The organism is Actinoplanes sp. CA-252034, from assembly GCF_050956125.1.
GTDB lineage: Bacteria > Actinomycetota > Actinomycetes > Mycobacteriales > Micromonosporaceae > Actinoplanes.
This window is the reverse complement of record NZ_CP191846.1, coordinates 6,635,839-6,649,215: the sequence shown is the minus strand read 5'-3', so window position 1 is coordinate 6,649,215 and position 13,377 is coordinate 6,635,839. Positions and strand designations below refer to the sequence as shown.

Sequence of the window (13,377 nt, the reverse complement as noted above, 5' to 3'; positions counted from 1 at the left end):
CGGTGTGGTCCCGGGCAGGGACGAGGCTGCCCGTCGGCGAGCACGAGGGCGGCCAGGGCGACCACGGCGACGAGGCCGAGGGCCAGGCCAGGGCGAGGGCGACCACGTCGGCGAAGGCGGAGGTGAAGGCGAAGGTGGAGGTGAAAGGCGAGGGCGACGGCGACGGCGACGGCGGGACCACGTTGCTCCGGCGGGAACCAGGCGTTGACGAATGCCGCCGACCGGACCCATCGCTGGTCGGACGGCGAAGGCGGCGGTCCGCGCACCAAGGGCGGGTTTGAGGCCACGCCCCGGCTCCCGAGACCGGTACCGGGCGGCTGGCCGGACGGGGTTCCGGGCGGCTGGTCGGACTTCGAGATCTGATCGGGGCCGGGTTCCGTGACGTCGCCGCGTGCGAGCGTTACGCCGACTGCGAGCGTTACGCCGAGTGAGAGCGTTACGCCGAGGTGTTCGACGACCTGCCCGCCGAGTAGGCGGTCAGGTGGTGGCCAGGAAGTCGCGGATGGCGCCGGCGACCGGGGCGGGGGCCTGCTCCGCCTGATGGTGACCGCTGTCTATCACCTGGTGGCGCAGCGGATGGGTCAGCCAGGGCGCCCAGATGGCCGCCGGGTCGCCGTGGATGTCCAGGTCGTCGTCGGACGACTCGAGCAGCAGCGTGGGGCACCGGACCTTGCGGCCGGCGGCACGGTCCTCCTCGTCGTGGCGACGGTCGATACGCAGGTTGGCCCGGTAGTCCTCGCACATCCCGTGTACCACCGCCGGGTCATGCAGGGCGGTCCGGACGTCGTCGTGGTTCCCGGGGCCCATCTCGGCCGGGGACGGGAGGCGGTACCAGGCGTCCGGGTCGGCGCTGATCACCCGTTCGGCGGGCTTGTCGGTCTGGCCCAGGAACCACCAGTGCCACCAGGCCAGCGCGAACGTGGCGTCGGTGCGTTCCAGGTGCTCGACCGCGGGCAGGCCGTCCATCACCACCAGGTGCGTCACCTTCTCGGGGTGGTCCATCGCGGTACGGAACGCGGCCACCGCACCACGATCGTGACCCGCCACCGCGAACCGGTCGTGACCCAGGCTCTCCATCAGGCGGACCACGTCCAGCGCCATGGCCCGCTTGCTCGACTGCGCGTGGCCGGGCTGGTCCGGTGGGAGCGTCGACCGCCCGTACCCCCGCAGGTCGGGTGTCACCACGAAGTGGTCGCCGGCGAGGCGGGGAGCGACGTCGTGCCAGGTCGTGTGGGTCCGCGGATGGCCGTGCAGCAGCACGATCGGGGTGCCGGCGCCGCCGTGCCGGACCCGGAGCGTCACCTCGCCGACGTCGATGTGGTCGAGCTGGAAACCGTCGAACATCCCGGCACGTTACCCGCGGGGAGCTTCGAGAACCCTGTCGAAGGCCGGCTGGCCAGGCGTCAGACGTTCCCGCCCGGACCGGATCCGATCAGCGGGAAGGCGATGTCCGGCCACGAGATGTCGGGATCGGGCCGGGACGACGCCGGCAGGAAGGCGATCCGGACCTGGCGGAGCCACCAGCTCGCCGGTTCGGCCACGTGCACCAGAGCCGCTGCCGGCCGGCACGGCATAGGTGTGCACATCGGGCCGGCCACGGTCACTGCGCGGACGACGACGACTTCGTAGGCGCCGTCCGGCAGGATCCCGGTGGCGCCCGGCGGTGACGGCGACGGTGACCCATCGGGTGTCGACGACGGGAACGATGACGGACACGGCACCGACTGTGGCGAGACGTTTTAGGCGATCGATCCGCACGACCGCAGTCCGGGAACAGGAGCGAGCGGGCGTTCAGTCGGTCACTGGCGGCGCGGACCACTCGGGCGCGAGGATCGACATGACGGTGGCGTCGATCCAGTCGTCGCCGTCGCGGAGCACCTGCCGCAGAACGCCCTCGGCGACGAAGCCGACCTTCTCGTAGACGCGGCGTGCCCGGGGGTTGTGGGCGTACACCTCGAGGGAGATCCGGTGCAGGCCCAGCCGCTCGAATCCGTGGCCGACGATCAGCCGGACCGCCTCCGTGCCGAGCCCGCGGTCGCGACCGGCCGCCACCAGCAGGGTCCGGAAGTTGCAGCTGCGGTTGTCCGGGTCCCATTCGTTGAGGACCACCTCGCCGACGCACGCGCCGCTGTCCCGGTCCACGACGGCCAGATCCAGGCGGTCGTCCTGGGTGTTGCGGCTGCCGTACCAGGCGCGGGTCCGTTCCTCGTCGGGGGCGTCCGAGGGTGAGCTGCCGGTGAGCCGGGCCACTTCGGGATCGGCGACCGCCTCCAGGAAGACCGGCACGTCGGCCTCGGTGAACGGGCGCAGGATCACCCGCTCGCCGGTGAGCACCGGCTTGATCGAGAAATCGGACATCCGCCGATCCTCCGGCCCCGGCCCCGGCCCGTCAAAGGGATAAACGCGACCGGCAAAAGGGATAAACGCGACCGGCAAAAGGGATAACGCGAGATCCCCGGGCGCGGGAGGGCTGCTAGATCGCGCTCATGCTCTGCGTGCCGATCACGCTGAGCAGCTTGAGCCGGTCGGCGGCGTCGCTGCCGACCGGCGCCGAATACGCGACGACCTTCACGTCGCTGCCCGGCGCCGTGAGCACATCGCAGTCGACAGTGAACGTGCCGACCTCGGGATGGTGCACGCTCTTGCTGTTGGACTCGTGGGCGCCCACCACCCCGGTGTCCCAGAGCCGCACGAAGTCGGGGCTCGCCGCCCGCAGTGCGGCCACCAGGTCCCGCAGGCCCGGGTCGGCCGGGTAGCGGGCGGTCGCCGCCCGCAGATCGGTGACCAGGATCGCGCGGAACAGCGCGTTCTGCTCGGGGGAGCACCGGATCCGGCTGGGCATGGCGGTGAACTCCCGCCATGCCACGTTGCGCTCCCGCCCGCGGAACACCGACAGGTCACCGATCAGCGCCGCGGCCAGCGAGTTCCACTCGATCATGTTCCACGCGGCGTCACACACGGTGAGGGCGACACCGTCGAGCTGGTCCAGCAGCCGGCGCACGCCCGGTGGCATGTCCGTCGGGATCCGGCCGGCGCCGGGCGCCGTCTGGCCGGCGAGCACGAACAGGTGCTCCCGCTCGGCGGTGGACAGCCGCAATGCCCGGGCCAGGGCCGACAGCACCTGCACGGACGGCGACATCGCGCGACCCTGCTCCAGCCGCACCACGTAGTCGACCGACAGCCCGGCCAGCTGGGCCAGCTCCTCGCGCCGCAACCCGGCCGCCCGGCGCACCCCACCGGCCGGTACCCCGGCGGCCTGCGGTGTCGTCCGGTCCCGCCAGCCCCGTAGCGCCCTGCCCAGCTCTCGCGATCCGCTCACCGGTCAAGTATCGCCGCGTCCGGCGGGCCGAGCCTGGTACTGCCGGTACCACCCGAGGGAATCCCGCCGCTCTTTGACAGACTCGGCGCCATGGGGTTGTTCACACTGCCCGAGGCCCGCGCCGAGTTGGCCCGCCTCCGGCCCGTCCTCGCCGAGATCGTCACCGTCCGCGCCGACATGGTCGAGCTGTCCGCCGCCCTCACCCCCGGCGGCGCGCCGACGCCGCTCGGCGGCCTCCCCGAACGCAAGGCCGCCGAAGCCCGCCTCAACGAGCTGATGACCACGGTCCAGGAGACCGGCGCCGAGCTCAAGGGCATGGCCCCGCTGCTGATCGACTTCCCGGCGACCTTCGACGACGTCCCGGTTCTGCTCTGCTGGCTCGAAGGCGACGACGACATCACCTGGTACCACCGCGCCGACCTCGGCTTCGCGGGCCGTCGCCCCCTTCCGCCGGAGTCCCGCTAGGCGTCCCCCTGCTCACACCCGAGACCAGGAGGGGGTACGCCCCACGCCGGCTCCCGTGGCTGTCCCCGCGACGCAGACCCGGCGCCGGGCCGAGACGCGACCGCCGGGCCGGATGCGGTGGTCCCGGTCAAGACCGCCGGGGACAACCGTGGGAGGTCATACCGTCACGGACGCATCCGGCCCGGCGGTCGCTGGTCGGCCGGGACGGGCCGCCCGCGTCGCGGGGTAGCCGGGGGACTCTGCGTGGCCGTACCCCCTATCGGTTCAGACCGTGATCGTCCACGTGTTGAGGTATCCCGTGTCGCCGGAGTAGCCGTCCCTGACGCTCAGGCGCCAGGAGCCGTTCGTGGTCTCCGCCGAGAGGTTCGCGGTGTAGGTGGTGATCACGTTGGCGGCGCTGTCGGTGCTGCTCGTGGACTTGAGGATGTAGTAGGTGCCGTCCGGGGCGTAGAGATAGACCGAGATGTCGCCGCGGAACGGGTGGACGATGTTCACGTAGATCGCCGACGCGGTGGACGGGGTGGTCCGGGAGCAGCCGGAGATGGTGATCGTGCTGGTCACCGCGGCTCCCGCGTCCGGGATGGTGACGTCCGTGCCATTGGTGCCGGTGCACGTCCCGCCGGTCGGGGTCACCGTGGGTGACGTCGTCGTCCCGCCGCCGAGCACCGTCTCCACCGTCACCGTGCTGTTCGTGCAGGCCGCGGCGTACCCGGTCAGCGCGCTCTTCTCGGCGGTGTCGACGGTCAGGCCCCAGCGGGTCTTCACCGCGGTCCACTCGGTGACGTAGCGGCACCGGACGCTCGTCAGCGACGGTGTCCACTCGGCCGGGTCCTGGTCGCCCTTCGACTGGTTGACGTTGTCGGTCACCGCGGCCAGGGCGCGGGCGTCGCCGAGATCGTTGGCGTATGCCTGGCGCTGCGCGGACGTCCAGTTGCGGGAGCCCGAGTCCCACGACTCGGCGAGCGGCACCAGGTGATCGATGTCCAGGTCGGCGGGGTCGGTCCAGGTCGCGCCGTCGAAGTAGGACAGCCAGGCGCCGCCGCTGAGAGTGCATCCCGAGCCGACACCGGGCGCGGTCGTGGCCTCGGCGATCAGAACCTCGTAGCGGGTGTTGCAGCCGTCGCCGTCGGCGTCGATCCAGTGGTTGAACAGATCACGGTCGTAGCCGGTGCGGACCTCCGCGGCGACCGGCAGGTTCGCGACCATGGTGCGCAGCGGCTGCGAGATCGACGCGGCCTGCGCCGGGCCGGCGGTGGTGACCACGGCGACCAGTCCGGCGGCCAGGAGGGCGGCGGCCGCGGTGGCCAGGGCGAGGTGTTTCCGGATCATGGGGGGCTCCGGGTCTCTCAGGGGGTTTCCTGAGATTCTCGGCATTCATAAACATCAATGTTGCATCTCGGCTGGGTAATCGCCGCGACGGTATGCCAGGGCGATCACGTCCTGTCTGCGCTGGCCGAGGTACCAGTCGGCGGACTCGGCCGGGTCGATGGTGTGCCGCAGGATCCCCGGCCTGCCCATCTCGAGCTCGGCCAGGACCTCCCCGCGCGGAGAGACGATCATGCTGGGGCAGTGCTGGTCCGGGTCGGGGATGTTCGCGGAGAGGACGAATCGCTGGTTCTCGGCGGCCCGGCTGATCAGGTGGCTGCGCCAGACGCCCCGGGGTTCCCGCGGATTGGCGGCGTTGGTGAGATAGGCGAAGAACGCCGCACCCGCCGAGGCCAGGTGCTGCCACTGCTCGGGGAAACGGATCTCCCGGCACAGCTGCACGGCCGCCGTCACTCCGTCCACGTCGAACGTGGGCAGGCGATCGCCCGGCTCCAGGCGGCCGCGCTCGTTCACGGCCAGGTTGACCTTGCGATAGATCCGGGGCTCCCGGCCGGGGAGAGGTGGACGGCGGCGTTGGACCAGCCGCTCGCCGTCGGATAGAGGGAGCCCAGGAAGACGTGGCGCCGGTTGCGGTCGGCCAGGTCGGCCACGGCCTCGCGGACCCGGTCCGGGCTCAACGTGTCGAGGGGCGAGAGGTCCTCGGCGTAACCGGAGAGCATGCCCTCTGGGAAGATCACCAGGTCGCCCGGGGCGGTGTCGTCCAGGACGTCGCGCACGGCGGCCAGGTTGGTCTCGATGTCCCACACCGCGGGGACCTGGGCGATCACGACAGAGAGCGGCACGGGGACATTCTGTCGTACCCGCTCACCACGGTGTCGGCATGCTCATCGACGAGGATGCCCGGGGCCTTCCGGCCGGAGGGCCTCGGACCGGGCGGGTTCCCGGAGGTGAGCCGGGACATCCGCGACCTGACTGGCCCGTGACAAAATCGGCGCGTGCAGATCGGGATACTGGGGCCGTTCGAGGTCCGGACGGATTCCGGCGTCCTCGTCGACGTGCCCGGTGCGCGCCTGCGGGGGCTGCTCACCGTCCTCGCTCTGGAGCCCGGCCGGGTGGTGCCCAAAGCGGTGCTCGTCGACCGGATCTGGGGCGCGTTCCCGCCCGCCGACGCCACGAACGCGTTGCACCGCCTGGTGTCCCGGCTGCGCAAGACCCTGCCGGAGGGCTCGATCGATGGCCTCGCCGACGGCTACCGGCTGGCCGTGGAGCCGGGCGCGGTCGACGCCGTGCGGTTCGAGCGGTTGCTCACGGCCGGCCGGGCCCGTCCCGACGACGACCCGGAGCGGGTGCGGCTGCTGCGCGAGGCCCTCGGGCTGTGGCGGGGCTCGGCCCTGCAGGATGTGGACCTGCCGGACACCGCGGCCGTCGTCCGGCTGGAGGAGCTGCGCCTGGCCGCGGTCGAGGAGCGGTTCGAGGCCGAGGTCCGCCTCGCGCAGAGCACGCACCCGGCCGGTCGGCCCGCCGACGAGCCACTGGCGGCCGGCGGTCGGAGCGCTTCCGCGGCCGGTGGGCTGATCGGGGAACTGACCGGACTGGTCGCCGCGCATCCGCTGCGGGAGCGGCTGGTCGCGGCGCTCATGCGGGCCCTGGTGGCCGCCGGGCGGGGGAACGAGGCACTGCAGGTCTATCAGCGCACCCGGGAGGCGCTGGCCGATGAGCTGGGTGTCGACCCGTCGCCCGAGCTGGCCGCCCTGCATGTCACGCTGCTGCGCGGCAACGGGCGCGGTCCCCGGGAGGGCCGCCGGACCAATCTGCGGGCTGAGCTGACCAGCTACGTCGGTAAGGGCGCTGACGTCGCCGCGGTGCGCGAGTTGATCGGGGCCGGCCGGCTCACCACGCTGATCGGGCCGGGCGGGTCGGGGAAGACACGGCTGGCCGCTGAGTCCGGCCGTACCCTCGTCGATGATCTCGATGGTGGGGTCTGGCTGGTGGAGCTGGCCGCGATCGGCGCCGCGGGCGACGTGGCGCAGGCGACCATCACCGCGCTGGGCCTGCGGGACGCGCTGCTCGGCGCCGCGCCGAGCGCCGACCTTACCGACCGGATCGTCGCGGCCGTCCGGGACCGGGAGATGCTGCTGATCCTGGACAACTGCGAGCACGTGATCGACCAGGCGGCGGCGTTCGCGCACCGGATGCTCGGCGAGTGCGACCGGCTGCGGATCCTGGCGACCAGCCGGGAGCCGCTCGGCATCACCGGCGAGGCCCTGTGGCATGTGGAGCCCCTCGACCAAGCCTCCGCGGTGAGGCTGCTGCGGGAGCGTGCGGGCGCAGTGGGCCGGGCGGGTGTGGCAGGCCGGGACCGCGCGGGCTCAGCGAGCCTGGGCCGCGCGGGTGTGGCAGGCCGGGACCGGGCGGGGACCGTCGTGGAGGGCGGTGACGGCGACTCGGTGCTGTTGGAGCGGGTCTGCCGGGCTCTGGACGGCATGCCGCTGGCGATCGAGCTGGCCGCCGCGCGGCTGCGGACGATGACGCTCGAGCAACTCGCGCATCGCCTCGACGACCGGTTCCGGCTGCTCACCGGGGGCAGCCGCACCGCTCTGCCGCGGCACCGGACGCTGCGGGCCGTCGTCGACTGGAGCTGGGATCTGCTCAGCGGTGACGAACGTACCGCTCTGTGCCGGCTCTCGGTGTTCTCCGGTGGGGCGAGCCTGGAGGCGGCCGAGCACGTCGGCGCCGGCTTCGACCTGCTCACCTCGCTCGCGGAGAAGTCGCTACTGGTCACCGAGGGCGGTGACGCTCCCCGGTACCGGATGCTCGGCACGATCAAGGAGTACGCCGCACAGCGTCTCGCCGAGGCGGGTGAGTCCGAGCCGGCCCGGCAGGCGCACCTCGCGTACTTCACCGGGCTCGCCGAGACCGCGGAACCCCGCCTGCGCCGCGCCGACCAGCTGGAGTGGCTGGCCCGCCTGGAGGCCGATCACGACAACATCGGGTCGGCCATGCGGGGCGCGCTGGCGGCGGGCGAGACCGTGGCGGCGATGCGGCTCGCCGCGGCCGCCGGATGGTATTGGTGGCTGAGCGGGCACAAGACCGAGGGCAACGAGCTGATCGCCGCGGCCCTGTCGATGCCCGGTGAGGCGCCCGACCGGATCCGCGCCACCGTGTACGCGTTGATGAGCCTCTACGTGAACTCGGGAATGGGCGACGAGCACCAGGCCGCCGAGTGGATCCACCAGGCGTACCGGTTCAGTCGCGGCGTCGACCGCGCGCATCCGCTGATCGGGTTCGTGGTGCCGCTGGAGCGTCTGCTGCGGGATCCGGGCGCGGCGCCGTCCGCGTTCGAGTCGATGCTCGACGACGACGATCCGTGGGCACGCGCCCTGGCCCGGCTGCACCTGGGGAAGATGCGCATCCTGCTCGGGCACGGTGGCCGCGAAGCCGACGAGTACCTGACGGCGGCGCTGGCCGAGTTCCGGGCGCTGGGGAGCGGTTCGGGATCTCGTTCGCGTTGAGTGAGCTGGCCGAGCGGATCGCCACCCGGGGCGAGTTCGCCGGGGCGTGCGAGCACTACGAGCGGGCGGTCGAGGTGCTCACCCAGGTCGGGTCGGCGGAGGACGTGATCCGGCGGCGGGCCCGGCAGGCGCAGCTGTACTGGCTGGCGGGCGACCGGGACGCGAGCGCGGCCGCCCTCGCCGAGGCGCAACGGCTGGCCGGGCAGGTCACCTGGCCCGGTGCGCTCGCCGAGCTGGCGTTCGTCCGGGCGGAGCTGGCTCGCTGGGCCGGTGACCGGGCGGAGGCGTACCGGCAGGTCGAGGCGGGAACCGCACTGCTCGGCGACGAGGCCCACTGGCCGAACATCCGGGCGAGCATCCATGACCTGCTCGGCTATCTCGCCGACGATCCCGCCGGGTCACGGGCGCAGCGGGTGACGGCGTACCGGGCGGCGGTCGAGGCGGGGCATCCCACCCTGATCGCGCGGGTGCTCGTCGGAGTCGCCGACCTGGCGCTGCGCGACGGCGATGACCTGGGGGCGGCCCGGATGCTGGGGGCGGCGGGCGGCGTACGCGGACTGCCGGACCGCTCGCACCCGGATGCCGCGAGAATCGAGGAGACCGCGCGCCACCGCCTCGGCGATGGGGGTTTCGCCGAGGCGGAGCGGGAGGGCGCGGCAGCCGACTGGAACGAGTTGGCCGAGGTCACGCTCGCCGGTTGAAGGTTCGGATCGCCCACACGTACCCCAGCAGGGCGATCCCCGCGCACCAGGCCAGCGACGTGATCAGCGCCGTGGTGTCCGGCGTCCCGGCGAGCAGCGACCGCAACGCCTCGATGATCGGGGTGAACGGCTGGTACTCGGCGAACTGCTCGACGCCGGTGCCCATCTTCTCGGCCGGCACGATGGCGCTGCTGAAGAACGGCAGCATGACCAGCGGCACCGAACCGAGCCCGGCGGTCTCCGGCGACTTGGCGGACAGCCCGAGCGCGACCGTGAACCAGCCGACCGAGAAGCTGAGCAGCAGAGCCAGCGCGATCACGCCGAGCCAGCCGGTGAGCCCGGCCGGCGAGCGGAAACCGAGCGCGAACGCCACCCCGATGATCGCCGCGATCGCGATCACGTTGTTCAGCATGCTCGCGATGACGTGCCCGGTCAGCACCGCGCCACGGGACACGTCCATGACCTTGAACCGGTTGATGATGCCCTTGGTCATGTCCGAGTTGACGGCCGTGGCGGTGGCGCTGAGCCCGTAGCAGACGGCGAGCAGGATCATCCCGGGAGTCGCGTAGTCCACATAGTCGACACCGACGTCGAACGCCCCGCCGATCACGTAGACGAACATGACCATGATGACCACCGGGAACAGGACCGAGTTGAAGACCGCGGCCGGGTTCCGCAGGGTGTGCTTGAAGTTGCGGCGCAACATGATCGTCGAGTCACTCATCGGGTGCTCACCTCTCGTCCGGTCAGGGCCAGGAAGACGTCGTCGAGGTCGGGGGTGTGCACGGACAGCTCTTCGGCGTGGGTGCCGTGGTCGTCGAGCCGGTTGAGCAGATCCCGCAGTGACGCGGTGCCGCCGTCGCCGGGGACCCGCAGTGTCACGCCGTCGTCGTCGCGGGTCGCGCCGGGCAGCAGACCGGCAGCCGACGAAGCCGCGGCCGCGTCGCGGAACCGGAGCCGGACATGGCTGCCGGGGATCTGCCGCTTCAGCTCGGCCGGGGTGCCCTGGGCGACCAGGCGGCCCTGGTCGAGGACGGCGATCCGGTCGGCGAGCTGATCGGCCTCCTCCAGGTACTGGGTGGTGAGGAAGATCGTCACTCCGCCGGCCACCAGGTCACGGATGATGTCCCACATCGTGCGGCGGCTGCGTGGGTCCAGGCCGGTCGTCGGCTCGTCCAGGAAGATGATCTGCGGGCCGCCGACGAGCGTCATCGCCAGGTCGAGCTTGCGGCGCATGCCCCCGGAATAGGTGACGACCTGCTTCTGCGCCGCCTCGGTCAGGTCGAACCGCTCCAGCAGGCCGGGTATCACGGTGCTGTCGGCCCGCTTCAGGTCCACCATCAGTTGCAGATTCTCGTGCCCGGTCAACAGGTCGTCGACCGCGGCGAACTGGCCGGTCACGCCGATGCGTGCCCGTACCCCCTTGGCGTTTCTGATCAGGTCCTGGCCCGCCACCCGGACCGAACCGGCGTCGGCCTGGATCAGGGTGGTCAGAATGTTGACCGTGGTGGTCTTGCCGGCCCCGTTGGGTCCGAGAAGGGAGAAGATCGTGCCGGCCGGGACATGCAGATCGATGCCGTCGAGCACGACCCTGGTCCCGAAGGCCTTGCTGAGGCCGGAGACCTCGATCGCTGGATCACTCATGCCGAGAAGGTTCGCGGCCCGCGCTGACAGCGCCCTGTCACGCCTCTGACACGGCGCCGATCGGGTCGATCAGCACCTTGGGACCGGCTCCGGCGGACCGCGGCCGCCGCCCGGCGAGCACGTCGGCGGCCTCGTCGAGGGAGACCGTCGCTGCCACCAGCGGCCGCGGGTCGACGGCCCCGGACGCGAACGCGGCGATCGCCGGGGCCAGCCCGGCCGACGCGCCGAGGATGCCGACGGCGGTCACGTCCTTGAGCACCACGTCACGGGTGTCGATGGTGCTGGGGGTGCCGGACAGACCGATATGGACCACCCGGCGGCCGGGCTCGACCAACTCGACGGCGAGCCCCGGCATGGACGGGGCGTTGGTGGCGTCGACGACCGCGTCCCACGGCGGCGTCGGCAGTGACTCCCGGGTCCAGACGTCGGCGAATCCCAGCGACCGGGCGAACTCCAGCTCCTTCCCGAGCAGATGCACCTCGATCCCACGGGCCCGGGCCAGCATCGCGGTGAGCAGCCCGATCGTGCCGGTACCCAGAACCAGCAGCCGTTCCCCGGCGGCCAGCGCGGCCGCTTCCACACACCGTTGCGCGTTGCCGGCCGGCTCCACGAGCGCTCCGGCGGTGGCGTCCACACCGTCCGGCAGAGCGTGCAGGTACGCCGCGGGAAACGCCAGTCGCTCGGCCAGCGCACCGGCCAGCCCGTCCCGGATGCCGAGTTCGTGGCGCTGCGGGCAGACGTGGTGCCGGCCGTTGGTGCAGCGCCGGCAATGACCGCAACCGATCATGGTGTCGCCGGTGACACGCCGGCCCAGCCACGACGTGTCGACCCCTTCGCCGATCTCACGGACGGTGCCCGACCACTCGTGCCCGGGCCGTAACGGATACGACGACACCCCGCTGTGCAGGTAGCTCATCTCACCGGTGAACAACTCCACATCGGTGCCGCACACCCCGGCCCGCGCCACCTCGACGACCACCTGCCCAGGCCCGGCGACCGGCGCCGGAACCTGCAGGACCTCGGCCTTCCCCGGCCCGGTGAGCACCAGCGCGCGCATCAGGACCCTTTCCGCCCGGCGGCCGCGCCCGCCGCCGTCTGCAGCACGCCCAGCCCGATGATCATGACGAGGGTAGCCTCCCAGGCGCCGGTCCGTTCGGCCAGCACACCCGCCGCGATCGGGCCCGCCGCGGCCAGCAGATAGCCCAGCGACTGCGCCATCCCGGACAGCCGGGTCGTCTCCGACGCGGTGCGCCCGCCGAAACTGATCAGCGTGAGCGCGGCCACCAGCGACGCGCCCTGCCCCAGCCCGGCGATCGCCGCCCACAACGCCGTCAGCCCCGGCGCCGCCAGCAGCCCGGCCATGGCCACGACCACCGGCAGGCTCGCCGCGACCGCGCCCCGAGCCCGGGTCCGTGGATCCCGTAGCAGCAGCGGAACCGCCAGACCGCCCAGGATCCCCATTCCCTGAAACAGGAACAGGTGCAGCCCGGCCGTCCGCTGCGACACCCCGTGACTGATCTCGATCGTCGGCAGCCAGGTCACCAGCACGTAGAAGCAGGTGCTCTGCAACCCCATGAACGCGGTGATCAACCACGCCCGCGGCTGCCGCCACACCGGCGCGCCACCACCCGGCGGACCCTCCTCGACGACCGGCGCCGGACCGGCCCGCGGTGCCCAGATCATGGCCACCACCAGGGCCGGGAACGCCCACAGCGCCAGCGACAGCCGCCAGTCCACGGCCTCCGCCACCGGAACCGCCACCGCCGACGCCGTGCTCGCCGCGATCGTGATGAACGCCGTGTAGAACCCGGTCGCCCGCGACACGTTGGCCGCGAAGTCGCGCTTCACGATCGCCGGCACCAGCACGTTGCCGACCGCGATCGCACATCCGATCACGACGGTCCCGGCCCACAGCCCCGCCGTGCCCGTGTACGACCGCGCCACCGTGCCCGCGGCCAGCACCAGCAGCGCCAGCAGCACCGCCCGCTCCATCCCGACCCGCCCGGACAGCCGGTGCACCTGCGGCGACACCAGCGCGAACGCCAGCAGCGGCAGCGCACCGAGCAGCCCCTGCGCCGCCTCGCCGAGCCCGACATCGGCGCTGATCTGCGGAAGCAGCGGCCCCACCGCGGTGATCGCGGGCCGCAGGCAGAGGGCGACGAGAAAGATCGTCGCGGCCGCTGACGCGGCGGGGAGTAAGCGCTTCACGCCCTCGAGCCTCTTACGGTCCGCTTCCCAAGGTCAAGATCCCGCCACGGTACGCCCCACCCGCCCCCGCCGCGCGCAAGAGGCCGATCCGCCCGGCCCGCCGCAGAACACCCCGGTATCAGCCGGTGGCGTGCCGCGTCTCCGGATCGATGGAATCGGCGGCGGTGGCATCCCCGTCGGGGATCGTGGAGGCGTCGGGACG

14 protein-coding genes are annotated in these 13,377 nt (G+C 72.3%); 3 read left to right on the top strand and 11 right to left on the bottom strand.

Annotated elements, in window-relative coordinates:
• Nucleotides 1-477: 477 nt before the first annotated feature.
• The 4 genes from ACQPZW_RS30740 to ACQPZW_RS30725 form a co-directional block, all read right to left on the bottom strand.
• Nucleotides 478-1,344, bottom strand: coding sequence for an alpha/beta fold hydrolase (locus tag ACQPZW_RS30740; RefSeq protein ID WP_433789532.1), 867 nt, complete (start codon nucleotides 1,342-1,344; stop codon nucleotides 478-480).
• A gap of 59 nt (nucleotides 1,345-1,403) precedes the next feature.
• Nucleotides 1,404-1,721, bottom strand: coding sequence for a hypothetical protein (locus ACQPZW_RS30735; protein ID WP_433789531.1), 318 nt, complete (start codon nucleotides 1,719-1,721; stop codon nucleotides 1,404-1,406).
• Nucleotides 1,722-1,791: 70 nt separating this feature from the next.
• Nucleotides 1,792-2,358, bottom strand: coding sequence for a GNAT family N-acetyltransferase (locus ACQPZW_RS30730; protein WP_433789530.1), 567 nt, complete (start codon nucleotides 2,356-2,358; stop codon nucleotides 1,792-1,794).
• A 115-nt stretch (nucleotides 2,359-2,473) separates the two neighbouring features.
• On the bottom strand, nucleotides 2,474-3,319 hold the full coding sequence (locus ACQPZW_RS30725; protein WP_433789529.1) for a helix-turn-helix transcriptional regulator: 846 nt from the start codon (nucleotides 3,317-3,319) through the stop codon (nucleotides 2,474-2,476).
• Nucleotides 3,320-3,409: 90 nt separating this feature from the next.
• Between ACQPZW_RS30725 and ACQPZW_RS30720 the strand changes: the two genes are divergently transcribed.
• On the top strand, nucleotides 3,410-3,784 hold the full coding sequence (locus ACQPZW_RS30720; protein ID WP_433789528.1) for a DUF2203 domain-containing protein: 375 nt from the start codon (nucleotides 3,410-3,412) through the stop codon (nucleotides 3,782-3,784).
• Between the two features lie 264 nt (nucleotides 3,785-4,048).
• On the opposite strand, the gene ACQPZW_RS30715 is transcribed toward ACQPZW_RS30720, so the two are convergent.
• From ACQPZW_RS30715 to ACQPZW_RS30705, 3 genes are read right to left on the bottom strand one after another with little or no spacing between them, the layout of a single operon-like run.
• Entirely contained in the window at nucleotides 4,049-5,113 is a 1,065-nt protein-coding gene (locus tag ACQPZW_RS30715) for a proprotein convertase P-domain-containing protein (RefSeq protein WP_433789527.1), read from the bottom strand.
• 54 nt (nucleotides 5,114-5,167) lie between these two features.
• Nucleotides 5,168-5,623: a nitrilase-related carbon-nitrogen hydrolase gene (locus tag ACQPZW_RS30710; protein ID WP_433789526.1), complete on the bottom strand. Its 456-nt coding sequence runs from the start codon at nucleotides 5,621-5,623 to the stop codon at nucleotides 5,168-5,170.
• Nucleotides 5,620-5,952 carry a nitrilase-related carbon-nitrogen hydrolase gene (locus ACQPZW_RS30705; RefSeq protein ID WP_433789525.1) on the bottom strand — a complete coding sequence of 111 codons (333 nt, stop codon included), beginning with the start codon at nucleotides 5,950-5,952 and terminating at the stop codon, nucleotides 5,620-5,622. The genes ACQPZW_RS30710 and ACQPZW_RS30705 overlap by 4 nt, the downstream gene beginning before the upstream one ends.
• Nucleotides 5,953-6,105: 153 nt before the next feature.
• Between ACQPZW_RS30705 and ACQPZW_RS30700 the strand changes: the two genes are divergently transcribed.
• Nucleotides 6,106-8,622 (top strand): BTAD domain-containing putative transcriptional regulator, encoded by a 2,517-nt coding sequence (locus ACQPZW_RS30700; protein ID WP_433789524.1) that lies wholly within the window; start codon nucleotides 6,106-6,108, stop codon nucleotides 8,620-8,622.
• On the top strand, nucleotides 8,619-9,323 hold the full coding sequence (locus ACQPZW_RS30695) for a hypothetical protein (RefSeq protein ID WP_433789523.1): 705 nt from the start codon (nucleotides 8,619-8,621) through the stop codon (nucleotides 9,321-9,323). The genes ACQPZW_RS30700 and ACQPZW_RS30695 overlap by 4 nt, the downstream gene beginning before the upstream one ends.
• On the opposite strand, the gene ACQPZW_RS30690 is transcribed toward ACQPZW_RS30695, so the two are convergent.
• From ACQPZW_RS30690 to ACQPZW_RS30675, 4 genes are read right to left on the bottom strand one after another with little or no spacing between them, the layout of a single operon-like run.
• Nucleotides 9,307-10,047: an ABC transporter permease gene (locus ACQPZW_RS30690; RefSeq protein ID WP_433789522.1), complete on the bottom strand. Its 741-nt coding sequence runs from the start codon at nucleotides 10,045-10,047 to the stop codon at nucleotides 9,307-9,309. The two genes, ACQPZW_RS30695 and ACQPZW_RS30690, sit on opposite strands and share 17 nt — an antisense overlap.
• Nucleotides 10,044-10,967, bottom strand: coding sequence for an ATP-binding cassette domain-containing protein (locus ACQPZW_RS30685; protein WP_433789521.1), 924 nt, complete (start codon nucleotides 10,965-10,967; stop codon nucleotides 10,044-10,046). The genes ACQPZW_RS30690 and ACQPZW_RS30685 overlap by 4 nt, the downstream gene beginning before the upstream one ends.
• Nucleotides 10,968-11,004: 37 nt before the next feature.
• Nucleotides 11,005-12,024 (bottom strand): zinc-dependent alcohol dehydrogenase, encoded by a 1,020-nt coding sequence (locus tag ACQPZW_RS30680; RefSeq protein ID WP_433789520.1) that lies wholly within the window; start codon nucleotides 12,022-12,024, stop codon nucleotides 11,005-11,007.
• Nucleotides 12,024-13,175 carry an MFS transporter gene (locus tag ACQPZW_RS30675; RefSeq protein ID WP_433789519.1) on the bottom strand — a complete coding sequence of 384 codons (1,152 nt, stop codon included), beginning with the start codon at nucleotides 13,173-13,175 and terminating at the stop codon, nucleotides 12,024-12,026. The genes ACQPZW_RS30680 and ACQPZW_RS30675 overlap by 1 nt, the downstream gene beginning before the upstream one ends.
• Between the last annotated feature and the right edge of the window lie 202 nt (nucleotides 13,176-13,377).